Here is a 25,433-nt window from a genome sequence, read left to right on the forward strand (position 1 = left end):
GGTTAGGGAAAGGAAATGCGGCTCCGTGTCAGCCTCTGCGGCGTTCGGTCACATCCCTATGCGGCATTCGGCACGGAGGAAAGCCATGAACATGAGGCAGCGCAGGCGCACCACACCCCTCGTGGCGGTGGCACTGACCGCCGGTCTGGCGATATTCGGCACCGCCTGCTCCGACGGCGACGGTGGTGGCGAGTCCAAGGGGACGGACGCCGGCGGCAAGGGCAAGGAAGCGGACGCCGCGTACAAGCACCGCCAGTGCCTGCGGGACCACGGCATCCAGGTCCAGGTGATCTCCTCCTGGCCGACGAACCGACCGGCGCGCTGGACTCCGCCTCCGGTGCGGCGGTCATGGCGCTGCTGCACGATCTCAACGAGGAGGGCGCCACCATCGCCGTCATCACCCATGACAGCGAGATCGCCGCACAACTGCCCCGCCAGGTACGGATCCGGGACGGCCAGGTGGTCACGGACGAGGCACGAGCCGCCGGGCCCGTGCAGAGCAGCACCACCGCCGACGGCTCCGGGAGCGCGGCCACATGAGACGACGCACCCGGCTCTCGCCCGCCGCCCTCCGCCCCCGCGACGTCCTCCACGTCGGCTCCGCCGGGCTGCGCACCCGCCCCCTGCGGGTCGTCCTGTCCGCCCTCGGTATCGCCATCGGCATCGTAACCATGGTCGCGGTGGTCGGCATCTCCGCCTCCAGCAAGGCCCAACTCCTGCGGAAACTGGACGCATTGGGGACCAATATGCTGGTCGCCACGCCCGGCCAGGACATGTTCGGGGAAAAGGTGCAGCTGCCCGAACGGTCACCGGGGATGGTGGGCCGCATCGACGGAGTCCAGCAGGTCGGCGCCACCGGCGACCTCGGCCAGTCCGTCCGCCGCAGCGAGAAGATCCCGCAGGAGGAGACCGGCGGCATCACCCTCAAAGCCACCAGCGAGGGACTCCTGCGCACCCTGCGCGGCACCATGGCCTCCGGTGCCTGGCTCAACGCCGCCACCGGCCGCTACCCCTCCGTCGTCCTCGGCCAGGTCTCCGCCCAGCGGCTCGGCATCGTCAGCCCTGGTCAGCAGGTGTACATCGGCGGCCGCTACTTCACCGTCATCGGCATCCTCGCCCCGCTCCCGCTCGCACCCGAGATCGAGCGCTCCGCCCTGGTCGGCTGGCCGGCCGCAGCCCGACTGCTCGGCTTCGACGGCCACCCCACCGCGATCTACGAAAGCTCCACCGACGCCTCCGTCCAGGCCGTACGTGAGCTGATCCCACAGACCGTCGACCCGGAGAACCCGCGCAACGTCCTGGTCACCGACCCGTCCTCGGCCCTCCAGGCCAAGGCCGCGACCGAGGGCGCATTCACGAATCTGCTGCTCGGGCTGGGCGGGGTGGCGCTGCTCGTCGGCGGCGTGGGCGTCGCCAACACCATGATCATCTCGGTTCTGGAGCGCCGCCATGAGATCGGCCTGCGCCGCTCCATGGGCGCCACCCGCGGCCAGATCCGCCTTCAGTTCGTCACCGAGTCCCTTCTCCTGTCCGGCCTGGGCGGCCTGGCCGGTATCGCCCTCGGCGCTGCCGCCACCTACGCCTTCGCCGACTCGGGCGGTATGCCCTGGGTGGTGCCGCTGTGGGCGGTCGGCGGCGGCTTCGGCGCAACGCTGGTGATCGGCACGGTCGCGGGCCTGTATCCGGCGGTACGGGCCGCGCGCCTCTCCCCGACGCTGGCGCTGCAGGCCGTATAGGCGGGCGAACGGGGTCCGGATTCCGGCCATACGAGTTGCTTCCGGAACACCGCTCTCCTCCTGCCGCATCCGGCCCCTCCTGCGTGCTTACGATCCACTTCGGCCGCCGGTTGGGGAAGGGTGACCTCCGGTTGGGGAAGGGTGGAAGGGAACGCCACATGAGAGCCGTAGCAGTCAGCGCATTCGGTGAACCGCCGCAGCTCATGGATCTGCCGCAGCCCGAACCAGGGCCGGGCGAGGTCCTGGTACGGCTGGCCGCCGCCGGACTCAACCCCGTCGACTGGAAGCTCGCCGACGGCGAGTTCGGCAGCGCCGTTCAGGCACTCTTCCCGCTGGTCCTGGGGTCGGACGGAGCCGGTGAGGTGCTGGCGGTGGGGACCGGGGTACGGCGGTTCACCGTCGGGGACTCGGTGTTCGGCCAGTTCCAGCGACCGGAGCGGGGCGGCGGCTCGTACTGCGAGGTGGCGGTCGCCGATGAGCAGAAGATCGCGCATGCCGCCCGCAGCGTCACCTATGCGAGCTCCGCCGCCGTGCCGACGGCCGGGATGACGGCGTACAACCTGGTCGAGGAGACCCGCATCAGCGAGGGCCGGCGGGTGCTGATCGTCGGCGCCACCGGCGGGGTCGGGACCTTCGCCACCCAGCTGGCCGCTGGCCGCGGCGCCGAGGTGCTCGCCACCGCCCGTCCGGCGATGGCCGAGCTGATGCGGAATCTGGGCGCCGCCGAAACCTTCGACCACACCGTGGGCCCGGTCGCGGACCAGGTCCTGGCGGCGTACCCCGACGGCGTCGACGTACTGATCGACATGATCAGCAACCCCGACGATTTCATCGAACTGACCAGGACCGTACGGGACGGCGGCACGGCCGTCTCCCTCATCGGGTCGGCCGACGCGGACGTCCTGACCGAGCACAACCTCCGCGGCTTCAACTTCGTCAACCGGCCCTCCCCGCAACTCCTCGAAATCCTCGCCGGGCAGGTCGACGCGGGCCGCCTCACCGTCCTCGTAGGCCGTGAGGTCTCCCTCGAAGAGGCCCCCGACGCGCTCGCGGCAAGCCGGACGGGGCGGGCACAGGGCAAGACGGTCCTCGCGATCTGAGCTGGCCACCGGCTACCGGCTACCGGCCACCGGCCACTGGCCGACCCGGCCGCACGGACACCGACCGGCCGCCTGTCTCCCCTTGGCGGCCGGCCGTTTCACGTGAAACATCGCGCCTCGGCCTGGGCTTTACCCGCCCGTCCCGAAAACGGGTGGCCGCGCCGGCCCCCCACGCGGCACCCTGCCGCCAATGCTCCGCCACATACGCGCCGACCACGACGCCCGCACCCTCACCGTCTACCAGGCCTACGCCCCCGCCGTGGCCGAAGCGGCACTGCAAGCGGGCCGCTTCGTGCCGCCCTTCTCCTTCCGCCGCATGACCTGGATCAAGCCGTCGTTCCGCTGGCTGATGCACCGCAGCAACTGGGCCCAGAAGCCCGGCCAGCAGCGCATTCTTGCGGTACGTATCACCCGGTACGGCTGGGAAGAAGCCCTCTCGCGTGCGGTGTTGACGACCTCGGAGCCCTCCGCCGTCGCCGTCGCCGCCGTCCACGTCCAATGGGACCCCGAACGCTCCCTGCGCGGTGCGCCCCTCAACCACTACAGCATCCAGGTAGGCATCGGCCGCGACCTGATCCGCACCTACGCCGACGAGTGGGTGGTCGGCCTCACCGACCTCACCGACCGGGTACGCAAGATCGCCACCCTGCTGCAGAGCGGCCGGGCCGCGCAGGCCCAGCGGTTGCTGCCCCCGGAACGGCCGTACGAGGTACCGCGGGCGATCGCCGAGCGGCTGGGCATCGACGGCTGAGCGTCCGGCAGACTCGGCCAGCCTCAAGGTGTGGATGCGCCGTTCGCTCAGGCCTGTTGGCCTTCGCCGCGCCAGTGTTCCAAGGTCGGGTCCCGCCGTGAGTCGTACGCCCCGGTCCCCCGGCAGTGCCTGCACTCGCCGGCCCGGTGCACGGTCTCGGCAGGACCCTGGAACGGGCACACGCCGGGCGAGTAGGCCAGCGCCCGGGTCGCGTATCCGGTGCCTTGGCACCACTGGCAGTTCATGCTGACAGCCTAGACGTCAGCCGTTACGGCCCCGCGTCATCCGTCGCGGAGCCGCCCGCCCCGGCTCTCCGCGATCCGCAGTACGTCGGTGAGCGGGCTGGTGAGGCAGCTGGGCAGATGCATCAACTCATCGGCGATGGACCGGTATTGGGTGAGCACTCAGCGAGGTGACAGCCGCCGCGCCGCCCGCACCGCAGGCGGACCGATCGCGGCGACCGCGGCCGTCGCCAGGGCCGCGCCGATGGCCAGCCACACCCCGTCCCGCAACGAACCGGTGAGCGTGTCCGCGTACGCCGAGGCGGCCGGGCGGGGGATCACTGCGGGGAGGCCGTCCAGGGCGCGGGCCCGCAACAGGTCAAGGGCCGCCGCGAGCAGGGCGGCCGTGGCGGCACAGCCCACCCCGGCGCAGATCAGGGCCCGACGGCGGCGCCGGGCCAGGAGGAATCCGGCCAGCAGGCACACCGCGGCGGCCGACGGGAGCAGGGGGGCGGCGGTACGGACGGCCCGGTAGGCGAGGCGGGCGCGGGGGACGTCGGGGGAGCGCAGGAGGACGACCTCGGCGCCCATGCGGGGGATGCGGTGGGCGATGTCGATGCCCAGGCCGTTGCCGGCGAGCTGGTGGCGGACGCGGTCGAGGACCGGGGTGAGGTCGAGGGTCACCGGGGCGTCGCCGGAGGCGGTGAGGCTGTCGTCCAGCGCCCGGTGGGCGGCGCGGTGGACGCCGGTCCAGACCTCGGGGAAGGAACGCCCGGTCACAACCTGGCGGACCTGCTTGTCGACGAATTCGCGCAGACCGCGGGTGAAGCGCTTCAGCAGCGCGGCCCGTTCGGCGCGGGGGATGGCCTTCAGGAGGCCGTCGAGGCGGATGTGGGTCATCACCCCGTTGGTGACGTCGTGGACGATGGCGTCCTGGACGGTGTGGTTCGCGGCGAGGGGCGCGACGGTGGCCACGTACCGGTCGGTGTCGGTCAGTTCGCTGCGCGCCCATACGGTGGCCAGGCTGAGGGGCAGGAGCAGGCTGCCGATGAGCAGCAGCGCGCAGGCGCCCAGCGCGCGAACGGGCTGTCGCCGGGGCGGTTCGGGCAGGCGTTCCGCCTCCCTCATCCGGCCGCGGAGGCGTACGGGTGCGCTCGCTGACATCGCGTCCGGTCCTTCCTGGTGGGAGGGACATGGCCAGATGTCCAGGCAATGCCGGGCGGGCGGCGGGCGCGAGCCGGGGCGGTGCCAATGGGGGACGCGATAGGCCAGGCGGGGCGGCGTCGGACGCCCGGGGACGGCCGGACTGAGGGCAGGCGGCGAGCGCGTGCGGCGGCGCGCAGGATCGCCGACCCGCACTGCCCGACCGCCCTGAGGGCCGAACAACCTAGTGGTCGTGTGGCCCCGGCCGGTGGACCGGGCCGTGGGCGTCCGCGCAGTGGTCGGCGGCAGAGGGTTCGGGGGCGGGGCCGGGGCTGAGGGTCAGGACTTCGGGGGCGGCGGCTTCCTCGCCCACGTGGTCGACCTGCAAGGTGGCGTGGGTGATGCCGTACTGCGTGCTGAGGAGTGCCTGGAGGCGGCGGCGGACCTTGTGGCAGTCACCGCCGGGGGCCACCAGGATGTGCGCGGAGAGGGCCGGCTGGCCGGAGGTGATCTGCCAGATATGCAGGTCGTGGATCTCGACGACCTGGTCCTCTGCCACCAGGTGGTCGCCCAGTGCGTCCGGGTCGACGCCGGCCGGAGCGGCCTCCATGAAGATCCGGCCGGACTCGCGGACCAGGCCCGTACCGGCCTTCAGCATCAGTGCGACGACGATGAGAGTGGCGATCGCATCGGCCCGCTGGAAGCCGGTGGTCAGCACGATCAGGCCGGAGACGGCGGTCGCGACGAAGCCGAAGAGGTCGGTGAGGATGTGCTGGTAGGCGCCCTCGATGTTGAGGCTGGAGCGGTTCGCCCGGGAGAGGAACCAGGTGCAGACGAGGTTGATCACGATGCCGGAGAGGGCCGTGACGAGGACGAGCCCGCCGGTCACCTCGGGCGGTGAGATCAGCCGCTGCACGGCCTCGTAGCCGAGCCAGGCCGACAGGAGCAGCAGGGTGATGCCGTTGGCCTGGGCGGAGAGGATCTCGGCGCGCTTGAGGCCGTAGGTGTAGCCGCCGCGCGCGGGCCGGGCGGCCAGCCGCATCGCGATCAGGGCCAGGATGATGGAGACCGCGTCGGTGAGCATGTGCGCGGCGTCCGAGATCAGGGCCAGGGACCGGGCCAGCACGCCGATGACGACCTCGACCGCCATGTACGCGGTCAGGAGCAGAAGCGCGGCGCGCAGCCAGCGGCGGTCGGCGTCCGGGGCGACACCGTGCGAGTGGCCATGGGAGTGGCCGCCCGGGTGGTTGTGGGCGTGCTCGGTCATGGCGCGCTCCTTCCTGGGTCGTCGATGCGAAGCAAACCGCACTTCGGCGGGAGATCCAAAGGCTGCACCGGTGACCGTTGTCATTACCGTCGAACGGCGTATCGTGCCTGGTCAGAGCGGTGTGGGGGAGAGGTGGCGCAGGGGGCGGAAACGGAGCGTGGACAGTGGCTTCCGTGCTGCCGAGGTCTTGATGCGGGTGCACCGGAGAGACGATCTTGGTCGTGCGGACGGCCGCGATGCCCTGGCTCCGTCCCGTACACCTACTGAGGAGAGTCGTGCCCGTGAACCTCCACGCGCCGCAGGCGCCGGACATCCTGTCGCCGGAATTCGCCGCAGACCCGTATTCCGCCTATCGCGTGCTGCGCGACGACTTTCCGCTGCTGCACCACGAGCCCACCCAGAGCTACATCATCTCGCGGTACGAAGACGTCGAACGGGCTTTCAAGGACCCGGTGTTCACGACGGACAACTACGACTGGCAGCTGGAGCCGGTGCACGGCCGGACCATTCTGCAGATGAGCGGGCGCGAGCACGCGGTGCGCCGGGCGCTGGTCGCGCCGGCCTTCCGCGGCAACACCCTGGAGCAGTCGTTCCTTCTGGTGATCGAGCGCAACGCCCGTCACCTCATCGATGCGTTCCGGGAGGCGGGGAGCGTCGACCTGGTGGCGGAGTTCGCGACGCGCTTCCCGGTCGGTGTCATCGTCGACATGCTGGGGCTCGACCGGGCCGATCACGAGCGTTTTCACCGCTGGTACACGGCGATCGTCGGTTTCCTCGGCAATCTCGCCCAGGATCCGGACGTGGCCGAGGCCGGACTCCGGACGCGGGACGAATTCGCCGCGTATCTGCTGCCCGTCATCCGCGAGCGCCGCGACAATCTCGGTGACGATCTGCTGTCCACCCTCTGTGCCGCGGAGATCGACGGAACGCGGATGAGCGACGAGGACATCAAGGCGTTCTGCAGCCTGCTGCTGACGGCCGGCGGGGAGACCACCGACAAGGCGATATCCAGTCTGATGCACAACCTGCTGCGGCACCCCGAGCAGCTGGCCGCGGTGCGAGCCGACCACTCGCTGATCGCGCCGGCGTTCGCGGAGACGCTGCGCTACACCCCGCCGGTGCACATGATCATGCGGCAGGTCGCGGAGGACGTCGCCATCGGCGGCGGCGAGATTCCCCAGGGTTCCACCGTCACCTGCCTGATCGGCTCGGCCGGGCGCGATGAGCGGCGCTACGCCGACCCGGACACCTTCGACATCCACCGCGCGGACCTGTCCGCCACCACCGCCTTCTCGGCCGCCGCGGACCATCTCTCGTTCGCCCTCGGCCGGCATTTCTGTGTCGGCGCGCTGCTGGCGAAGGCGGAGGTCGAGGTGGGAGTGGCCCAGCTGCTGGAGGCGCTTCCGGACGTGGCACTGGCGCCGGGGGCGGAGCCGCGGGAGCAGGGGGTGTTCACACGGGGGCTGGATGAGCTGCCGGTGCGGTTCACGCCGGCGGGTGCGGGAGGGTAACTGGCGTTCCAGGAACGGTGTTTCACGTGAAACACGGGCAGGGGCGATGTTTCACGTGAAACGGGATCAGGGCCGGTGTTTCATGTGAAACACCGGCCCGCATGTCATCCGTACACCGCGCCCGGTGCCCCCATCGCCGGAATCGGCGTGTACGCGGGAGTGAACTCGACCGGCAGGCCGACCAGTCCGCGCATCCACACCGACGCATGCCAGACCAGATCCTCGGCCGGAACCGCCAGCACCACATCCGGCAGCCGGTCGAGCAGCACCTCCACCGCCGCTTTGGCGATCACCTCGGCGATCTCGGGAGCGGGGTAGGGGCAGGCGTGTTCGCCGTGGCTGAAGGACATATGGGCCTGGTTGCCGTCGGAGCCCGCCTCGCCGGTGTCGGGGCGTACCTGGGGGTCGGTGTTGGCGGCGGCCAGCCCCAGGATCAGCAGATCTCCGGTACGGATCCGGCGGCCGCCGAGTTGGGTGTCGCGCACCGCCCAGCGGCCGATGAAGTTCTGCGTCGGGGTGTCGTGCCAGAGCACCTCGTTGAGGGCCTGGCCGACGCTGCGGCGTCCGCCGGAGAGGCTGACCGCGAAGCGGTCGTCGGTCAGCATCAGCCGCAGGGTGTTGCCGATCCAGTTGGCGGTCGGCTGCTGGGCGGCGGCCATCACCACCAGCAGGTCGGTGATGACCTCCTCCCCGGTCAGGCCCGCCCGATGGGCCAGCAGCCGGGACGGCACATCGGCGCCCGGCCGTGCCTGCTTGGCCTTGACCAGCCGCTGTATGCGCGCGGCGACCCGCTGATGCGCGGCGATCGCACCCTCGTCCTCGTTCAGCGAGGCGGCGATGTCGGCGGCCAGCTCGGGGACCTCGGTGTGCGGGAAGCCGAACAGCTCGGCGATGACCAGCAGCGGCAGCCGGGCCGCGTAGTGGACCATCAGATCCGTCTCGCCGGAACCGGCGAACGCGTCGATCAGCCCGTCCGCCAGCCGTTCGCAGATCTGCTGCAGTTCGAACTGGTCGATCGCGGTGAGCGCATCGCTGATCGCCCCGGCCCGGCGGCGGTGCTCCGGGCCCTCGGCGAACATCACCGACGGCTGGTACCCGACGAAGGGCAGCAGCGGCCAGCCCTTGGGGATGGTGTCCCAGGCGTGCCAGCGCCGCGAGTCGCGGGCGAACAGCTCCGGGTTGCTGGTGACCTGGTGCAGTTCGCGGTAGCCCAGGACGAACCAGCCGGGGATGTCGCCGTCGAGGAGGACCGGCGCGACCGTCCCGTGCTGTGTGCGCATCTCGCGGTAGAGCCGGGCCGGGTCGCTGAGGCCGGCGCCGTAGAGCCGTACGGCGTCCGTGGCGGCCGTACCGGCCCGCACCGGGCAGCCGCCGGCCGGAGGGTGCTGCTGCTCGGTCACGGTGCGCTCTCCGCGGTCTCCTGGGCGGATACGGGCTCCTGGAAGGACACGGGCTCCTGCGTGGATCCGGCCGCTTGCGTGGACAGGGCGTAGAGGTGATCGACCAGGGCGATCAGCACGGCCTTGCTGGACTCGCGCTCGCGCGCGTCGCACGAGATCAGCGGTACCTCGGGGGAGAGGTCGAGCGCATCGCGGATCTGCTCCAGGGTGTGGGGCTCCCCGCCGAAGTCGTTGTGCGCGACGATGAACGGCATCCCGTGCGCCTCGAGCCGGTCGATGGCGTACCAGGAGTCGTCCAGCCGGCGGGTGTCGACCAGGACGACCGCGCCCAGCGTGCCGGAGAACAGACGGTCCCACAGGAACCAGAAGCGTTCCTGGCCGGGTGCGCCGAACAGATACAGCACGGCGCTGTCGTTGATGCTGATCCGGCCGAAGTCGAAGGCGACGGTGGTGGTCGACTTGCCCTCGACGCCCGTCGGGTCGTCGACGCCGACGCCCGCCCGCGTCATCGTCTCCTCGGTGTTCAGCGGCCGGATCTCGCTCACCGAGCGGACCATGGTGGTCTTGCCGACGCCGAAGCCGCCGACGATGACGATCTTCAGGCCGTTGTCGGCGGTGGCGCTCAGCGGAATGCGGTCGGCGTCGGTGCCGGCCGCGGTCCCAGAGGCCGGGGCAGTGGCGTTCCCGGCGGCGTTCTCAGAGGCGGTGGAGTGCATCGAGCACCTCCTTCAGCAGGTCGGCGGCGGGGAGTTGGGCGGTTGCGGGGGTGCGCGGATGGCGGGCGGTGACCTGGCCGCGGTCGAGCAGATCGGACAGCAGGATCCGGACCACGCTGACCGGCATCCGCAGCTCCGCCGCCACCTCCACGACGGCCAGCGGGCGACGGCACATGGTCAGGATCCGGGCATGCTCGGACTGCATGCCCGGGGTCGGGTCGCATTCGCTGACGATGAGGGTCACCAGGTCGAGCGTCCGGTCGTCGGCGGACCGGCTGCGGCCGCCGGTCACGGTGTAGAGCCGGTCCGGATCATCGTCAGGACCGAGCCGTTTCATGCGGGTTGACCGCCCTCGCCGCGCGGGGCGGCCTGCAGATACTCGCCGATCTGCTCCACCAGCTCGTTCATGTTGAAGCCGATCAGGCCGACGTCGGCGTCCTCGACGGCGATCAGCGCCAGATGGGCCCCGTTCCCGGCTTCCACGATGAACAGCAGACCGCCGTGGAACTCCGTCATCGCCTGCCGCACGCCGCCCGTACCGTCCCCGAACTCCACGGACGCGCCGTGCGACAGGCTCTGGATCCCGGAGGCGATGGCGGCCAGCTGATCGGCCTGATCGACGGTCAGTTCCTTGGAGTGGCAGAGCTTGAGCCCGTCCCGGGAGAGGACCAGCGCATGCCGGGCACCCGGGGTCTTCTGGAGCAGGTTCTCCAGCATCCAGTCGAGGCTGCGGTCGGTGGTGTTCATCGGGTCTCGTCCTCCGGACGTGCTGGAGAGGGTGCGGGGGGTGACGCGGGTGGGCCGTCGGTACGGGTGTCCGGGGCGGCGTCGGTACGGGTGCCGTCGGCGGCGTCCGTGGCGGGTGTGCCCTGGACGGCCTTGCGGAAGGCGCGGAACCGTGCCGCCGACTCCTCACGGGAGCGGGTGGGCCGCGCGGTCTCGCCGCCAACGGCTGCCCGGCCGTGTGCCGGACCCGTACCCATGGGGGCGGCGGCCAGGGTCTGGCCACGGCGGCGCTTGGGGAGGCCGCTTTCGCCGAACTCGGTGGGCGGGGCGGGCCGGTCCTGGGAGGCGGGTTCGGGCTGAGCGGCCGGCTCGGGCTCGGGCTCCCGCGCGGCCGGTGCCTTGGACGCGCCGGACGGCGAGGTGCGCCTGGGCAGGGGAGCCGGGGCGTCGGACCGGGGCGTGGCCTCGGGCTCGGCCGCGGGCCGGGCCTCCGCCCGGGGCTGCGGCTCGGCGTCCGGGGCCTGCCGGGGAGCCGGGACCGAGGGCCGCGGAGCCGTCACGACGGTGTCGGCGATCGGCGGCTGCTCCGCCCGCTGGGCCGGCGGCCGAGGCTGCGTCACCAACTGCTGCGGAATCAGCACCACCACACCCGTGCCGCCCCGCGCCGACGGCCTGAAGGACACATTCAGCCCGTGCTTACGCGCCAGACAGCCCACCACCGCGAGCCCCAGCCGCGTGCCGGACAGCGACATCAGATCCAGTGTGGCCGCGGACACCGACTGCTGGGCGCGCTGCAGCGCGGCCTCGCTCATCACCAGTCCGCTGTCCTCGACGCTGACCACGACCCCGGCCTGCGCCTCCTCCACGTACACATGCACGGGCGACAGCGGCGGCGAGAACGACGTGGCGTTGTCCATGATCTCGGCCAGTGCATGCATGATGCCCTCGGCCGCATGCCCGGCGATCGCGGCCTCGCTGCTGTTGTGCAGCTGGATACGGCGGTAGGCGCTGATCCGCCCCATCGCACCGCGCAGAATGCTCTCCATCGCGATCGGCTTGTTCCAGCGACGCCCGGAACGGGCCCCGGTCAGTACGGCGATGCTGTCCGCCAGCCGTCCCGCCTGTGCCGTCGTATGGTCCAGCTTCATCAGATCGCCGAGCACTTCCTCGCCGTGCCGGTCCTCCATCTCCCGCAGGTCCGCGAGCATTCCGGTGGCGAGCGCCTGTACGCGGCCGGCCGCGTTGGCGCACGCGGACATCGCCGCGGCCCGCATCCGCTCACCGCGCCCGACCTCCTCGGCCAGCGTCCGCATGATCCGCTGATGCGCTCCGGCCGTGGGGGTGGCCGTACGGCTGAGCGCGGTGTCGACCGAGGCTCCGTCCCGCAGCTGCACGACCAGCGCGGGGAGCGTCTCATCGGCCAGCCGCTCGGCCTCGGCCTTGATGTCCCCGATCCGCGACCGGTAGTGGCGTGCGAGCCGTGCCTGGAACACCGCGGTGGCCACGGCGGCGCCGAGCAGCACCGCACCGGCTCCGCCGGCGCAGGCGAGCTCCATCCGTACGGACCGCGGCGCGAGCACCACCGCCCACGCGCACAGTCCACCGGTCACCACGAGAGTGGCCGCCAGGGCGCGCAGCGCCGCTCCCAGCGGCGGGCGCTCTGCCTGACGGCGGGAGGGTATCCGTGCTGACATCAAACAGGTCCTCGTGAGCGACGGCGGCGGGCGGTGCGGGGTCGTGCATTGTGTCGGGACGACCGGCGGGAGCGAAACCCCTGAGGGGGTCGGCGCAGGTATCCGCAGGTGTCGGTGGGGCTCCGGGACGGCTGTGGGTACGTCTGTGGGTACGGCGAAGGAATGATCGAAGATCGTCCAGGCACTTTAGCCGGTCGCCGGAATCCGGCAACTTCCGTATCAGCCTCCGGCGTTGGCTCCCCATTCGCGCAGGTCATCCCGGCTTCGCCGATATCCGCCGCCTTCTGGATGCCGAGTGTGAGCCAGGTGTGAAACGGGTGTGATCCGGGTGTGAAACGGCGTCAGGGGGTGGCGGCCACCGGGTGCAGCGCCGCATACGCAAGCGGCGCCGACGGGTCGACCGACACGTCCAGCGGTGCGGGAGCGGCCCCGGCCCGTACCAGCAGATCGCCGACCGCCGCGATCATCGCCCCGTTGTCCGTGCACAGCCGCAGCGGAGGCACCCGCAGGCTGATCCCGGCCGTCGCGCAGCGCTCCTCGGCGAGCGACCGCACCCGCGAATTGGCGGCTACCCCGCCGACCACGACGAGGGTGCCGACGCCGTGCTCGGTACAGGCGGCCACCGCCTTGCGCGTGAGGACATCCGCCACCGCCTCCTGGAACGAGGCCGCACCGTCGGCGAGCGGGAGGGGGTGGCCCGCGGCACGGTGACGCTCCGTCCACCGGGCCGCCGCCGTCTTCAGGCCCGAGAAGGAGAAGGTGAAACGGTTGCCGGGCGGTCCCGTGGTCAGCGGGCGGGGAAAGGGGACAGCGCGCGGATCCCCCTCGCGCGCTGTCCGGTCAATGGCCGGGCCGCCGGGGTACGGCAGCCCGAAGACCCGGGCGGCCTTGTCGAAGCACTCGCCGGCGGCATCGTCGAGGGTGTCGCCGAGGTGCACGATCGGGTCGCGCGCCAGGTCACGTACGAGGAGGAGGGAGGTGTGGCCGCCGGAGACGATGAGGACGACGGACGGGTCGGGGAGCGGGCCGTGCTCGAGAGTGTCGGCCGCGACATGCCCCGCCAGGTGGTGCACCCCGTACAGCGGCACCCCCAGCGCATACGCCAGCCCCTTGGCCCCTGCCAGCCCCACCTGGAGCGCCCCGGACAGCCCCGGCCCCGTCGTCACCGCCACCGCCCCGATGTCCCCGGCCCGCAACCCCGCATCGGCCAGTGCCTCGCGGACGACCGGGGTGAGGGCGTGCACATGGGCCCGTGCCGCGATCTCCGGGACCACACCGCCGAACCGGGCGTGCTCGTCCATGCTCGACGCCAGCGCGTGGCCGAGCAGCCGGCCGTCGCGCACCAGCCCCGCCCCCGTCTCGTCGCAGGACGTTTCGATCCCCAGCACCACTGGCGAGCCCAACGAGCCCTCCCCTTCCTTCCTTTGGGTCCTTCCCTCCCGGCTTATTCCATCTATGCCGTAATTGCAAAGTATATGCAACAAGGTGAACGGCACAGGATGCGGCAAGGGGATGGGGGCGCCCGGGCGCCCGGGGCTCGCCCCCGGGGCCGGCTCGTACCCACCGGTCAGTAGAGTTCGGCTCCCACCCCCGTCCCGAACCCGAGGTACCGGCAGTGACCCCCGCACCACCCCTCTCCGTAGTCGGCATCGGGGCCGACGGCTGGGACGGTCTGCCGGCCGCCTCCCAGCGGGTCCTGCGCGCGGCCGAGGTGCTGATCGGCGGGGCGCGGCAGCTGGCGTTGCTGCCCGCCGAGTGTGCGGGGGAGCGGGTGCCGTGGCCGTCGCCGCTGCGGCCGGCCGTTCCCGGGCTGCTCGCCGCGCACGCCGGACGCCGTATCGCCGTACTGGCCAGCGGCGACCCGATGTTCTACGGGATCGGGCGGACGCTGGGCGAGGTGACGGGGGCTCCCCTCGAGGTCCTGCCGCATCCGTCCTCCGTCTCGTACGCCTGCGCGCGGCTCGGCTGGCCGGTGGAGGAGGCCGAGGTCGTCACGCTGGTCGGGCGGCCCGCCGAGAATCTGGCCGGTGCGCTGTACGACGGGCGGCGGCTGCTGGTGCTGTCCGCGGGCGCCGGCACCCCGTCCCAGGTCGCCGGCCTGCTGCGCGACCACGGCTTCGGCCCGACCCGTATGCGGATCCTCGAACAGCTCGGCGGCGACCGCGAACGGGTCGCCGAGGGCACGGCCGCCACCTGGGACCGGATGCCCGAGGCCGACCCCCTCCACGTCATTGCGCTCGACTGCGTCCGCGAACCCGGCGCCCGCCGGCTCGCCCTCGTCCCCGGCCTCCCCGACGACGCCTACGAGCACGACGGCCAGCTGACCAAACGCCATGTCCGCGCCGCCACCCTCGCCGCGCTCGGCCCCGCGCCCGGCGAACTCCTCTGGGATGTCGGCGGCGGCTCCGGCTCCATCGCCATCGAGTGGCTGCGCGCACACCGCAGCTGTCGCGCCGTCAGCGTCGAGCGCGATGCCGTACGGGCCGAGCGGATCGGCCGTAACGCGCACTCGCTGGGCGTACCGGGGCTGCGCGTCGTCACCGGGCCCGCGCCGGACGCACTGGAGGGGCTGCCGACGCCGGACGCGGTGTTCATCGGCGGCGGACTGACAGCCCCCGGGCTGCTGGACGCCTGCTGGGCGGCGCTGCCGCCGGGCGGCCGGATCGTCGCCAACACCGTGACGCTCGAGTCCGAGGCCCTGCTCGCCGACCGGTACCGTCGCCACGGCGGCGAACTCGTCCGCCTCGCCGTCGCCCACGCCGTCCCGGTCGGCGGCTTCACGGGCTGGCGGCAGGCGATGCCGGTGACCCAGTGGGCGGCCGTCAAACCGGCCGGTAGCGAGGCGGGGCGTTGTTTCACGTGAAACGACGCCGCACACCATCCGCAGAGCATCTGGAGAACGAGGAACGATGACCGTCCACTTCATCGGCGCAGGCCCCGGCGCCGCCGACCTGATCACCGTGCGTGGCGCCCGTACCCTCGCCTCCTGCGGGGTCTGCCTGTACGCGGGCAGCCTGGTGCCGCGCGAGCTGCTGGCCGAATGCCCGCCCGGCGCCCGGCTCGTCGACACCGCGCAGATGGACCTCGACGCCATCACCGCCGAACTCGTCCGCGCCCATGAGGAGGGTCATGACGTCGCCCGGCTGCACTCCGGCGACCCGTCCGTCTTCAGCGCCGTCGCCGAGCAGATGCGCCGTCTGGACGCGGCCGGAGTGCCGTACGAGGTCGTGCCCGGCGTGCCGGCGTTCGCCGCCGCGGCCGCCGCCCTCAAGCGCGAACTGACCGTTCCCACCGTCGGCCAGACCGTCATCCTCACCCGCGTCGCCCAGCGCGCCACCCCCATGCCCGAAGGCGAGGACCTCGCCACCCTGGGGCGCAGCGGCGCGCTGCTGGTCCTCCACCTGGCCGCCATGTACGTCGACCGGGTCGTCGCCGAACTCCTCCCGCACTACGGCCCCGACTGCCCTGCCGCCGTCGTCGCGATGGCCTCCCGCCCCGACGAACTCGTGCTGCGCGGCACCCTTGCCGACATCGCCGGCCAGGTGAAGGCGGCGGGGGTGGTCCGTACGGCCGTCATCATGGTCGGCCGCACGCTGGGGGCCGAGCAGTTCCGGGACAGCCATCTGTATTCGGCGGAACGGGAGCGGCCGCACGCGGCCTGCGAGGCGCCGGGATCGGCAGCTGCGCCTGGTGTCTCAGATACTCCGTGACGTTTCGGTCTGAGCGGGCCTGACCGACTCGAGAAGGTCCACGCAGCGGCCGAGGAGAGCGATGATCGACGCGCGCTCCTCCTCGGTGAACTCTTCCGCCAGGGCGCGTTCGACCCGGATCGCCCGGGCGTCCGCGTCGGCCATGACCGCCTTGCCCTCTTCCGTCAGGCGGATCTCCAGCACGTTCTTGTGCCATTCGTGCGGCGTGCGCTCGATCAGCCCGCGCTCCTGAAGCTTCTTCAGCACGGTGTTCATGGTCGGGGGCGTGACCCTGCACGCCCTCGCCAGCCCGGCTGCCGAGATTCCGGGCCGCTCCGAGAGGAACAGCAGCGCCGCGTATTGCGGGACGGTCAGGCCGACCGGCTTGAGCACGGCGTGCTTGGTCGCGTTGAGGGCCTGCTCGGCGCGCTTGAGGTGCGAGCCGAGGCGCTCGGCGGCGGGCATGGACGTCATCCACGCATCGTAACGAGCGGGTAGACATAAGAACGTTGACGAGCATTAGAGTTCTAACTACTATTCGAGTTCGATTAATCGTGTGGGAGCAAACGAAGCAGTTGGACCAGTAGAGAGGCACCATGTCCCGATCTCTTCGCCGCCCCGTGGCCGCAGCCCTGGCCCTGGCCGCCGTTCTGCCGCTGGCCGCCACGGCTAAGGCGGTCGCCCCTGCGGCCCCATTGACCGCGAGCGCCGCGCAGGCCCGGATACACGCCGCCTATGACCTACCGGACGACCGGGCGTACCCGGAAGGCATCGCCGAGGACCCCCGGACCGGTGACCTCTACGTGGGTTCGTACAGCACCGGGGCGGTCTACCGGATCACCCCCGGCCACCGCGCCGCGCGGGTCTTTCTGCCCGCCGGTACGGACGGGCGGGCCACCGCCAACGGTCTGAAGGTGGACCGCGCCGGGCGGCTGTGGGTCACCGACTCCACGGCGGGCGTCGCCGTGTACGACATCCGCGACCGCCGGCTGCTCGCCCGCTTCGACATCACCGGCGGGGAGAAGTCCTTCGTCAACGACCTCGCCATCGCCCCGGACGGCAGCGCCTACCTCACCGACAGCGCACGTGCCGTGATCTACCGCGTCACCCCGCAGCAGCTGGCGCGCGCCACGGCGGCCGGCGGGCGCGGCACGCTCACCCCCCGCTTCGATCTGGCCGGCGCGCTGGCGCCGCACGCGCCCGACACCTACACCCTCAACGGCATCGTCGCCGACCCCTCGGGCCGTTTTCTTCTCACCGTCGACATGACCGCCGGTGACCTCTACCGCGTCGACCTCGCCTCCGGGGAGATCCGCCGGGTCGCCCTGAGCGGCGGCGACATGGCCGCGGCCGACGGTCTCGAGATCCGGCACGGCACGCTCTGGGCGGCCCACAACACCCGCAATGCGGTGAGCCGTTGGCGGCTGTCCGCCGACGGCACCAGGGCACGCAGGGAGCGCCAGGTCGCCGATACCTCGCTCCAGATCCCCACGACCCTGGTCCGCCAGCGCGGGCGGCTGCTCGTGGTCCGCTCGCAGTTCGACAAGGGCGGTCCGATGGGGCCCGGCACGCCGCAGACGCCGTTCTCCGTCGCGGCGGTGGACGGGATCTGAGGGGACGGGGCGCGGGCACTCCCGTCGGGCGGTGGTCGTCGGGCCGGGGAGGCCGTGGGGTCCGGAGGTCGTCGGGTCGGGCGGTCGTCGGGTCGGGCGGTCCTCGGGTCGGGCGGTCGTCGGGGGTGCCTACGCCCCCGCCCTTACGGTGTGCCCGGCCCCCGCGGCGCCGTCCGCCCCACCACCATCCCCGCCCGGTCGATGCAGATGACATCGACGGCCACCGGGGCGCCGCGCAGCACCGCCAGCGCCTCGTCCCGGGCCGTGGCCGCCACCAGGTCGCCGAGCGGCACTCCCGCCGCCTCGCACAACCGCAGCGCCGCCAGCCCGGTGTTGGCCTCGGCGACCGCGCCCGCCAGCTCCTCCCCCGCGCCCCCCGCCCGGGCCAGCTCCGCCAGGAACCCCTTGTCCACCTGCGACCGCGCGGAATGCAGATCCAGATGCCCGGCGGCCAGCTTGGACAGCTTGGCGAAACCGCCGCAGATCGTGAGCCGGTCGACCGGATGCCGCCGGATGTACTTCAGCACCGCCCCCGCGAAATCCCCCATGTCCAGCAGCGCGTCCTCGGGCAGGTGATGCAGCGCGACCGCGACCTTCTCCGACGTCGAGCCCGTACATCCCGCCACATGCCGCCGTCCCGCCGCACGCGCCACATCCACCCCGCGCCGGATGGAGTCGATCCAGGCGGAGCAGGAGTACGGGACGACGATCCCGGTGGTCCCGAGGATGGACAGCCCGCCCAGGATCCCCAGCCGGGGGTTCCACGTGCTGCGCGCGATCTCCTCCCCGTGATCGACCGAGATCTCCACCTCGACGTCGGCCGCCACCGCCCCGTGCCGGGTCGCCACCGCCGTCAGATGCTCCCGCATCATCTGCCGCGGTACGGGATTGATCGCGGGCTCGCCGACCTCCAGCGGAAGCCCGGGGCGAGTGACGGTCCCGACCCCCGGCCCCGCCTTGAAGACGACCCCCGACCCGGCCGGCAATGCCCGTACCGTGGCCCGCACCAGCGCCCCGTGCGTCACATCCGGATCATCCCCCGCATCCTTCACCACCCCGGCCATGGCGCCGGCCCGGTCGGCCGACCACTCCTCGACCGCGAGCGCAAAGGACGGCGTCTGCCCCTTGGGCAGCGTGATCGTCACCGGATCCGGGAACTCGCCGCTCAGCAGCGCCGTGTACGCGGCCGTACTCGCCGCCGTCGCACAGGCACCGGTCGTCCAGCCGTGCCGCAGCCCCGTATGCGCGAGCTGTGCCGCCCGGCCACCGCGCCCCGTACCCTTCGACTGCGCTTCAGCCACGGAGGAAACCGCCACTCATGTCCCACGCATCCCGCCACGTCCTGATCCTCGGCGGCACGACGGAGGCCCGCCGCCTTGCCGCCGACCTGGCGGCGGAGCCGGGCCTGCGCGTGACGACCTCGCTGGCGGGCCGGGTGGCCGCGCCCCGCCTGCCCGACTCCGAGGTCCGCATCGGCGGGTTCGGCGGCCCCGAGGGCCTTGCCCGCTGGCTGCGCGAGCACGCGGTGGACGCGCTCATCGACGCCACCCATCCTTTCGCCGGCACGATCAGTCACAACGCGGCCGAGGCCGCTGCCACCGCCCATGTTCCCCTGCTGGCCCTCCGCCGTCCCGGCTGGGTACCGGCACCGGGGGACGACTGGCACCCGGTCGCCTCCCTCGACGCGGCCGCCGCCCTCCTCCCCACCCTCCCCGGCACCCGCATCTTCCTCACCACCGGCCGCATGGGCCTGGCCCACTTCGCCCACCTCACCGACCTCTGGTTCCTCGTCCGCTCCGTGGACGCCCCCGAGCCCCCGCACCCGCCCCGGATGACCACCGTCCTGGACCGCGGCCCCTTCACCCTGGAGGGCGAACGGGACCTGCTGCGCAAGCACCGCATCGACATCCTGGTGACGAAGGACAGCGGGGCCGCGGCCACCGCCCCCAAACTGACGGCCGCCCGGGAAGCGGGCATCCCGGTGGTGGTGGTGAGCCGCCCGCCGACGCCGGAGGGGGTACCGGAGGTGGCGGATCCTGAGGACGCGGTGAATTGGCTGCGGGGTCATGCGATGAGGTGACGTGACCCCGGAGCCTGCGGCCTACGGCTCACTCCACCACCCAGCGTCTGACGCACGACGACCCGACCGAAGGAAACAGGGCCAGGTCGTGCGTTACACCCAGTTCGGCAGAGGCCAACCTGCGGGTGAGCGAGCTGAGCCTCGGCGAGCTGCTCGAAGGCCCCAGGGACGGCTTCCAACCTGCTGGAGCGCACCTCCGAGCGCGAACTGCTCCCGCAGGCCCGCGCCTCAGCTGACGCAATTGGCCGAGGGCACGAGCAATGACCGCCCCATCTGGCCAGAATCGCCGGGTCCTGAGAACTATTCCCCCCCCAGCCCGCGGCCCGTCCGACCGGTGCCGCGAGCCTGAGCTGCTGACGCCACCGCCAGTGTCGACGGATCGGGACGCGGAGCTTGCCGCGTTCCATCAGATCGGTGATGGACGTTGAGCCGGCACGGAGAAGAGCGGTTCTGGCGCCCGATCGCCGCCGATCGGGTTCAGGACCCTTAAGGCCTCGACCACACCCGCGAGTTCCAGCCCCGTGTGTTCCCCGCAAGCCCGAATCAGCTTGCGACGCGGGCTACTTCGTCTCCTTTGTGGGGATAGGGCTGGCTGGATCTTTACGCCCTTGCCTGTAGCCATCAGCGTATGCTGAACGGTCGTCAAACTCTGCGGGGAGCTCCGATAGCGCACACGGCCATCGGATTTCTGCTGAAAGGGTTTGACGCCTCGGTATGCGTGCCGAGTGAAAACGGGGAAAACGGGGGAGAGTTTTGTTTGACTTTGACGTTAAAGCTGACCCTAAGTTGCTTCGCGATGCCGCTGTTCATGGTGAGCAGATACAGGCCGGGGTCGCAAATGCCGTAGGCAATCTGAATGCGCAGCATCAGGGTGTGCCGGGGCAGATGGAAGGGTTTGAATTCGACCGGGTGTTGTTGAGGGTCCTTCGCTCTTGGCAGGACAGGCTCAGTGACGTGCGGAAAGAATGTGCAGAGGTATCTCAGTCCCTCAGGCTGACCGCGGACGAATACGAGAAGACTGACGAGGCAAACGCCCAGTCATTCAAGCAGCAAGGCGCAAGCGCACCTGTGGTCCGTCCTGCGTCGCTGAATTCCGCCCGCCACGACAGCCCCTTTGGATGATGCCTGATGGACATGACTGTGCAGCAGCTGGCAGATCTCAATGTGTCCGCTCTGGAAAGCGCCAAGGAGGAATGGGCGCGGATCTCATCGAGCCTCGAGGGCTACGGCGACCGAGTGGACATCCATATGCGCCGGACCGTGGGCAACTGGACGGGAGACGCGGCCGTCAAGGCGCACTCGCGTATGGAGAGACTGCGCAACAACTTCCAGTTCGGGGCTCAAGAATGTGCGCTTGTTCGAGCCGCCATCGACGCCTTTATTGAGGAAATCCAGGGATCGCAGCGGAAGATGCAGGATGTTCTGGACGTGGCCAAGCGGACAGGGTTCCTGGTGACCCCTATGGGGGAGCTTGTCGATCCCGCTGGCGCGGAACCTCCGGGCGGTGAAGACCCCGAGGCGGCGCGGAAGAGGGATGAGAGGAGGGAAGAACTCCAACGGTTCATTTTCGCCGTCCTGGGTCAAGCTGTGGAGACAGACGCAAAATATGGACAAATTCTGTCGCAACTTATGGCCGAGCGAGGGCTGAAAGTTGACGGTCTGGAGTCGCAACGGGACGCGAATATTATTTCCAAGGTCGCGGCTCCTGGTCTCAGGCTGGACTCGGTTCCCGAGAAGGGCACGGACCCGGCAAATGTCCGTGACTGGTGGAAGGGGATGAGTGAGGAAGAGCGGCAGGAGCAGCTGGCCCTGCATCCGGACCTCATCGGAAATCTCGACGGGATACCTGCAAGGACTCGCGACAAGGCAAATCGCGTTAACCTCGATCGGCTGATCGATATGTACCCGGAGCCGGTCCCGGACGATGTGGAAGAGCGGCACGAGGGGTTCAAGAAGATCAGGAATCGCCTGATCATGGATGCCGAGGAGGAGCCGGAACCGCTGCTGCTCGGCATTGGGCCAGAGGGGCAAGGGCGGGCCATCCTGTCGTACGGGGACCCCGACACGGCGGACAATGTCGCTGCCTATGTGCCTGGCCTTAACACCCAACTCGGGGATGTGGGTGGAGACGATGGGGATCGTGCCAGGGATGTCTGGAAGTCCGCGCAAAAGGCCGATGGGGGTGGCCATAAAACGGCCTCGATTGTCTGGCTTGGCTACGATGCTCCGCAGGCGTTTTCGGATAGCGACGCCGGCACTGACGCGTCTGTTGCGGAAGAGGAACGTGGAAGGCGGGGCGGACGGGACTTCGGGAGGTTTCTCGATGGAATACAGGCGACTCACCAGGGGGAGCGGCCGCATGTCACGGCGATCGGCCACAGTTACGGGTCTTTCACCCTGGGGCAGGCGGCTCAGCGTGAAGGGGGAATTCCTGCGGACGACATCATCCTTGTGGGCAGTCCTGGGACCGGAGCGCAGAGGGCAGAGGACCTCGGGGTCAGCCCAGATCATGTATGGGCTGGGGCGGCCGACAGCGACGCGGTGACTCATGCGCCGTCCGACGCGGAAAAGATCTTCGGCATCTGGGGTCATATGACTGATCCACATGAGCTGCATTTCGGCCAGGATCCGGCCAGTGAGGATTTTGGCGGACGTAGGTTCGCTGTGAATCCCGGATGGAATCCATCGTCTCACTCCGATTACTTCGACCGCAATAGTGAATCGCTGAGAAACATGGGCAAGATTGTTAGTGGTCGGCCGGGCGAGGTAACTACCGAAGAGAGGCGATGAGTGAGTATGAAGAGTCGACGGATGCTCCTTATATGCGCTACTGGCGCTATCTTTGCATCTTCTGGCTTTCTTGCCGGTTGCTCCACACCGTCCATGGGGGTAGGCGAGGCGGTCAAGAAGATAGACACGGCTCTGGACGACACCTTCGCCGCGGTGAGCCCTCCCCTCAAATGGCGCAAAGGGCCGGCCGGCATGTCACAGCACAGGAATTTGCTGAACGAGGAGAATGGGGAAGTTACAGTCTCCAGGGATTGCTATGTGCGGACCAAGGTGTCGAAGTCGAAGATCGCGGCGCTCGCCGAGGACGTTGAAAAGCATTGGAAGGCGAAGGGGTACGAGCTCGAGTCTCGGAACCGCAAGATGCCTTCGTTCAGATACAGTACGCCCGAAGGTGTTTCGGTCGTGTTCGATGTGGGCGGCGATCTCGTGACTATTTCGGCTTCAATTTCGGATACCAAATCTCCGGGCCGCAGCGGTGACATCGACAAGGGTGATTTCCCCCACGGCCTCAAGGACATCGCACCCGACGTACGCGACCCCTACTGGTCCAAGTAGCGAACGCCGTGAGCGCCGGGCGGGGCCCGGGGGAATTCCGAATTCTCCTGGGCCGCGTGCGCGTGGGGGTCGGATCAGGCGCAGAGCTTGTCGGCCACTGTTTGTCGTGCCAGGAGCGCTCCCCGGATACGGCCGGCGTTCCTGCACTTCAACTACGTCAACTACTTCAACGGGATCACGGCCGACCCGGCGGCGGCCCCACCCGATAGACGGGGCCGCTCGTCCCTCACCCCTCCGGATACCTCCGCGGCGTCCACACGACCTCCGTGCCGTCGTCGCGGCGTACCGCCTGGGTCTGTGACGACCCGACCAGCAGGATCGTGCGCATGTCGACCTGGGCCGGGTCCAGGTCGGTGAGGCGGACCGTGCGGACGGATTCCTCGGGGCCGCCCACGTCGCGGGCCAGGACGACCGGGGTGTCGGGGGCGCGGTGCTCGAGGAGTAGTTCGCGGGCCTTGGCGACCTGCCAGGTGCGGGAGCGGGAGCCGGGGTTGTAGAGGGCCAGGACCAGGTCGGCGGCCACCGCGGAGCGGAGGCGGTCGGCGATGACTTCCCAGGGCTTGAGGCGGTCGGAGAGGGAGATGACCGCGTAGTCGTGGCCGAGGGGGGCGCCGGCGCGGGCTGCTGCGGCGTTGGCGGCGGTGACGCCGGGGAGGACGCGGACGGGGACGGAGCGGTACGGGTCCGACGAGGCGACCTCCAGTACGGCCGTCGCCATGGCGAAGATGCCGGGGTCGCCGCCGGAGACGACGGCTACCCGGCGGCCGCGGCGGGCCAGGTCCAGGGCGAGTTCGGCGCGTTCGGACTCGACCTTGTTGTCGGAGGCGTGGCGGCGCTGGCCGGGGCGGGAAGGGACCCGGGCGAGGTAGGTGGTGTAGCCGACCAGGTCGTCGGCGGCGGCCAGGGCGCCGCGGGACTCGGGGGTCAGCCAGAGGGGGCCGGCCGGGCCGGTGCCCACCACCACGACCTCCCCGAGGGCGGGCGCGTCTTCCGCAGGCGCCGGAGGGTTCGCGATGCGGCTGGGGACGACGGCGACGGAGAAGTAGGGGACGGTGTCGGAGTCGATGGAGGAGAGGGTGTCGGTGCGTTCGCCGGGCATGGTGGCGCGTTCGACGTAGCACGCCTCCGGGAGACGGCCGGAGCGTTCCATGGCGCGGCGTACGGCCGGGAAGGTACGGCCCAGCTTCATGACGACGGCGGCGTCGGTGGCGGCCAGACGGGCCGTCAGTTCCTCTTCGGGCAGCGTGCCAGGAAGGATCGTCAGGACCTCGTCGGCCTCGGCGAGGGGCTTGCCCAGGCGGGCCGCGGCGGCGCTGATCGAGGTGACGCCGGGGATGACCTCGGTGGGGTAGCGGTGAGCCAGCCGTTTGTGCATGTGCTGGTAGGAGCCGTAGAAGAGCGGGTCGCCCTCGGAGATGACGGCGACGGTGCGGCCGGCGTCCAGGTGGGCGGCGAGGCGCGCTGCCGCGGATTCGTAGAACTCGTCCAGCGCGCCGCGGTAGCCGCCGGGGTGGTCCGTCGACTCGGTGGTGACCGGGTAGACGAGCGCCTCTTCGATGTGGTCGGGGCGGAGGTGCTCGGCGGCGATGGAACGCGCGATGGACCGTCCGTGCCGGGCGCTGTGGTACGCCACCACATCGGCCTCGGCGATGACCTGTACGGCGCGTACGGTCATCAGCGACGGGTCGCCGGGGCCCAGTCCCACCCCGTACAGACGGCCGGTGGCACGGGCGTTGGCCTGCTGCTCGCTCACGCTTATTCTTCCTCGCTCGCTATGGCGTTGATGGCGGCCGCGGTCATGGCGCTGCCGCCGCGCCGCCCGCGCACCACGATGTGGTCCAGCTTCGACGGGTGGGCGATCAGCGCGTCCTTGGACTCGGCCGCGCCGATGAAGCCGACGGGTATCCCGATGACGGCGGCCGGGCGGGGCGCGCCCTCCTCGATCATCTCCAGGAGGCGGAAGAGGGAGGTGGGGGCGTTGCCGATCGCGATCACCGCGCCCGCCATGCGGTCGCGCCACAGTTCCATGGCGGCGGCGCTGCGGGTGGTGCCCATCCGGGCGGCCAGGTCCGGGACGGACGGGTCGGTGAGGGTGCACAGGACGTCGTTGTCCGCGGGCAGCCGCTTACGGGTCACGCCGCTGGCCACCATGTTGGCGTCGCAGAGGATCGGGGCGCCGGCGCGCAGGGCGGCGCGGGCGCTCTTCACGACCTCCGGGGTGTAGGCGAGATCGCGTACGAGGTCGACCATGCCGCAGGCGTGAATCATCCGGACCGCGACCTGGCTGACATCGGCGGGCAGCCCCGCGAGGTCCGCCTCGGCGCGGATGGTGGCGAAGGACTGGCGGTAGATCTCCGCGCCGTCCTTCTCGTAGTCGAATACGGTCACGGTCACGGTGCCTTCGGGGTGGTGGGGACGCTGTCTCTTATACACATCTGAGG

The 25,433-nt window shown here is 70.8% G+C and carries 24 protein-coding genes and 1 pseudogene; 12 read left to right on the forward strand and 13 right to left on the reverse strand.

From position 1 onward, the window contains the following. Positions 1-279: 279 nt before the first annotated feature. From ADL29_RS41320 to ADL29_RS21995, 4 genes and pseudogenes are all read left to right on the forward strand, one after another. A pseudogene (locus ADL29_RS41320) lies at positions 280-540 on the forward strand (ABC transporter ATP-binding protein); the annotation flags it as partial. Then, complete coding sequence (locus ADL29_RS21985) at positions 537-1,736, forward strand: ABC transporter permease (protein WP_053925322.1); 1,200 nt, start codon at positions 537-539, stop codon at positions 1,734-1,736. The pseudogene ADL29_RS41320 and the gene ADL29_RS21985, both read left to right, overlap by 4 nt. Before the next feature lie 158 nt (positions 1,737-1,894). Further along, positions 1,895-2,836 carry an NADP-dependent oxidoreductase gene (locus ADL29_RS21990; protein WP_063788507.1) on the forward strand — a complete coding sequence of 314 codons (942 nt, stop codon included), beginning with the start codon at positions 1,895-1,897 and terminating at the stop codon, positions 2,834-2,836. Positions 2,837-3,026: 190 nt separating this feature from the next. Next, a complete protein-coding gene (locus ADL29_RS21995; RefSeq protein ID WP_078971185.1) occupies positions 3,027-3,587 on the forward strand; it encodes a DUF4291 domain-containing protein in 561 nt (186 codons plus the stop codon). Positions 3,588-3,868: 281 nt separating this feature from the next. Here ADL29_RS21995 and ADL29_RS46075 read toward each other — a convergent pair whose 3' ends face one another. The 3 genes from ADL29_RS46075 to ADL29_RS22005 form a co-directional block, all read right to left on the reverse strand. Beyond that, positions 3,869-3,991 (reverse strand): hypothetical protein, encoded by a 123-nt coding sequence (locus ADL29_RS46075; RefSeq protein WP_281181915.1) that lies wholly within the window; start codon positions 3,989-3,991, stop codon positions 3,869-3,871. Continuing rightward, on the reverse strand, positions 3,992-4,972 hold the full coding sequence (locus ADL29_RS22000; protein ID WP_053925325.1) for a hypothetical protein: 981 nt from the start codon (positions 4,970-4,972) through the stop codon (positions 3,992-3,994). Positions 4,973-5,195: 223 nt separating this feature from the next. Further along, positions 5,196-6,218: a cation diffusion facilitator family transporter gene (locus tag ADL29_RS22005; protein ID WP_053925326.1), complete on the reverse strand. Its 1,023-nt coding sequence runs from the start codon at positions 6,216-6,218 to the stop codon at positions 5,196-5,198. A gap of 281 nt (positions 6,219-6,499) precedes the next feature. On the opposite strand from ADL29_RS22005, the gene ADL29_RS22010 reads away from it, so the two are divergent. Continuing rightward, on the forward strand, positions 6,500-7,729 hold the full coding sequence (locus tag ADL29_RS22010; RefSeq protein WP_245689574.1) for a cytochrome P450: 1,230 nt from the start codon (positions 6,500-6,502) through the stop codon (positions 7,727-7,729). Positions 7,730-7,833: 104 nt separating this feature from the next. On the opposite strand, the gene ADL29_RS22015 is transcribed toward ADL29_RS22010, so the two are convergent. The 6 genes from ADL29_RS22015 to tsaD form a co-directional block, all read right to left on the reverse strand. After that, entirely contained in the window at positions 7,834-9,129 is a 1,296-nt protein-coding gene (locus tag ADL29_RS22015; RefSeq protein ID WP_053925327.1) for a cytochrome P450, read from the reverse strand. After that, positions 9,126-9,845 carry a GTP-binding protein gene (locus ADL29_RS22020; RefSeq protein ID WP_053925328.1) on the reverse strand — a complete coding sequence of 240 codons (720 nt, stop codon included), beginning with the start codon at positions 9,843-9,845 and terminating at the stop codon, positions 9,126-9,128. Before ADL29_RS22020 ends, ADL29_RS22015 begins: the two co-directional genes overlap by 4 nt. Continuing rightward, positions 9,826-10,182: a DUF742 domain-containing protein gene (locus ADL29_RS22025; protein ID WP_046927164.1), complete on the reverse strand. Its 357-nt coding sequence runs from the start codon at positions 10,180-10,182 to the stop codon at positions 9,826-9,828. The genes ADL29_RS22020 and ADL29_RS22025 overlap by 20 nt, the downstream gene beginning before the upstream one ends. Further along, positions 10,179-10,592 (reverse strand): roadblock/LC7 domain-containing protein, encoded by a 414-nt coding sequence (locus ADL29_RS22030; RefSeq protein WP_046927165.1) that lies wholly within the window; start codon positions 10,590-10,592, stop codon positions 10,179-10,181. The genes ADL29_RS22025 and ADL29_RS22030 overlap by 4 nt, the downstream gene beginning before the upstream one ends. Then, on the reverse strand, positions 10,589-12,265 hold the full coding sequence (locus tag ADL29_RS22035; RefSeq protein WP_053925329.1) for an ATP-binding protein: 1,677 nt from the start codon (positions 12,263-12,265) through the stop codon (positions 10,589-10,591). Before ADL29_RS22035 ends, ADL29_RS22030 begins: the two co-directional genes overlap by 4 nt. A gap of 341 nt (positions 12,266-12,606) precedes the next feature. Further along, a complete protein-coding gene (gene tsaD, locus ADL29_RS22040; RefSeq protein ID WP_053925330.1) occupies positions 12,607-13,668 on the reverse strand; it encodes a tRNA (adenosine(37)-N6)-threonylcarbamoyltransferase complex transferase subunit TsaD in 1,062 nt (353 codons plus the stop codon). A 212-nt stretch (positions 13,669-13,880) separates the two neighbouring features. Here tsaD and ADL29_RS22045 point away from each other — a divergent pair, with 212 nt between their 5' ends. Together ADL29_RS22045 and cobM are read left to right on the forward strand one after the other, a co-directional pair. Continuing rightward, positions 13,881-15,128 carry a bifunctional cobalt-precorrin-7 (C(5))-methyltransferase/cobalt-precorrin-6B (C(15))-methyltransferase gene (locus ADL29_RS22045; protein ID WP_053925331.1) on the forward strand — a complete coding sequence of 416 codons (1,248 nt, stop codon included), beginning with the start codon at positions 13,881-13,883 and terminating at the stop codon, positions 15,126-15,128. Positions 15,129-15,174: 46 nt separating this feature from the next. Next, on the forward strand, positions 15,175-15,975 hold the full coding sequence (cobM, locus tag ADL29_RS22050) for a precorrin-4 C(11)-methyltransferase (protein WP_053925332.1): 801 nt from the start codon (positions 15,175-15,177) through the stop codon (positions 15,973-15,975). Here cobM and ADL29_RS22055 read toward each other — a convergent pair. Then, on the reverse strand, positions 15,961-16,419 hold the full coding sequence (locus tag ADL29_RS22055; RefSeq protein ID WP_053925333.1) for a MarR family winged helix-turn-helix transcriptional regulator: 459 nt from the start codon (positions 16,417-16,419) through the stop codon (positions 15,961-15,963). The two genes, cobM and ADL29_RS22055, sit on opposite strands and share 15 nt — an antisense overlap. 131 nt (positions 16,420-16,550) lie before the next feature. On the opposite strand from ADL29_RS22055, the gene ADL29_RS22060 reads away from it, so the two are divergent. Then, positions 16,551-17,567: an SMP-30/gluconolactonase/LRE family protein gene (locus tag ADL29_RS22060; protein WP_053925334.1), complete on the forward strand. Its 1,017-nt coding sequence runs from the start codon at positions 16,551-16,553 to the stop codon at positions 17,565-17,567. Positions 17,568-17,710: 143 nt separating this feature from the next. Here the strand turns inward: ADL29_RS22060 and ADL29_RS22065 are convergent, their stop codons facing one another. Then, on the reverse strand, positions 17,711-18,868 hold the full coding sequence (locus ADL29_RS22065; RefSeq protein ID WP_053925347.1) for a cobalt-precorrin-5B (C(1))-methyltransferase: 1,158 nt from the start codon (positions 18,866-18,868) through the stop codon (positions 17,711-17,713). Positions 18,869-18,885: 17 nt separating this feature from the next. On the opposite strand from ADL29_RS22065, the gene ADL29_RS22070 reads away from it, so the two are divergent. The 4 genes from ADL29_RS22070 (at position 18,886) to ADL29_RS43580 (ending at position 22,992) form a co-directional block, all read left to right on the forward strand. Further along, positions 18,886-19,647 (forward strand): cobalt-precorrin-6A reductase, encoded by a 762-nt coding sequence (locus ADL29_RS22070; protein ID WP_053925335.1) that lies wholly within the window; start codon positions 18,886-18,888, stop codon positions 19,645-19,647. Positions 19,648-20,400: 753 nt separating this feature from the next. Continuing rightward, a complete protein-coding gene (locus tag ADL29_RS42785; RefSeq protein WP_107095042.1) occupies positions 20,401-20,769 on the forward strand; it encodes a type VII secretion target in 369 nt (122 codons plus the stop codon). Between the two features lie 6 nt (positions 20,770-20,775). Continuing rightward, complete coding sequence (locus ADL29_RS22075; RefSeq protein WP_053925336.1) at positions 20,776-22,437, forward strand: alpha/beta hydrolase; 1,662 nt, start codon at positions 20,776-20,778, stop codon at positions 22,435-22,437. A gap of 93 nt (positions 22,438-22,530) precedes the next feature. Continuing rightward, positions 22,531-22,992 carry a hypothetical protein gene (locus ADL29_RS43580; protein WP_157878544.1) on the forward strand — a complete coding sequence of 154 codons (462 nt, stop codon included), beginning with the start codon at positions 22,531-22,533 and terminating at the stop codon, positions 22,990-22,992. Positions 22,993-23,218: 226 nt separating this feature from the next. Here ADL29_RS43580 and ADL29_RS22085 read toward each other — a convergent pair whose 3' ends face one another. Both ADL29_RS22085 and ADL29_RS22090 read right to left on the reverse strand, forming a co-directional pair. Further along, entirely contained in the window at positions 23,219-24,751 is a 1,533-nt protein-coding gene (locus tag ADL29_RS22085) for a precorrin-2 C(20)-methyltransferase (RefSeq protein ID WP_425424266.1), read from the reverse strand. Next, positions 24,748-25,380 (reverse strand): precorrin-8X methylmutase, encoded by a 633-nt coding sequence (locus ADL29_RS22090; RefSeq protein WP_046931040.1) that lies wholly within the window; start codon positions 25,378-25,380, stop codon positions 24,748-24,750. Before ADL29_RS22090 ends, ADL29_RS22085 begins: the two co-directional genes overlap by 4 nt. Between the last annotated feature and the right edge of the window lie 53 nt (positions 25,381-25,433).

The sequence above is a fragment of the Streptomyces chattanoogensis genome (assembly GCF_001294335.1).
Lineage (GTDB): Bacteria > Actinomycetota > Actinomycetes > Streptomycetales > Streptomycetaceae > Streptomyces > Streptomyces chattanoogensis.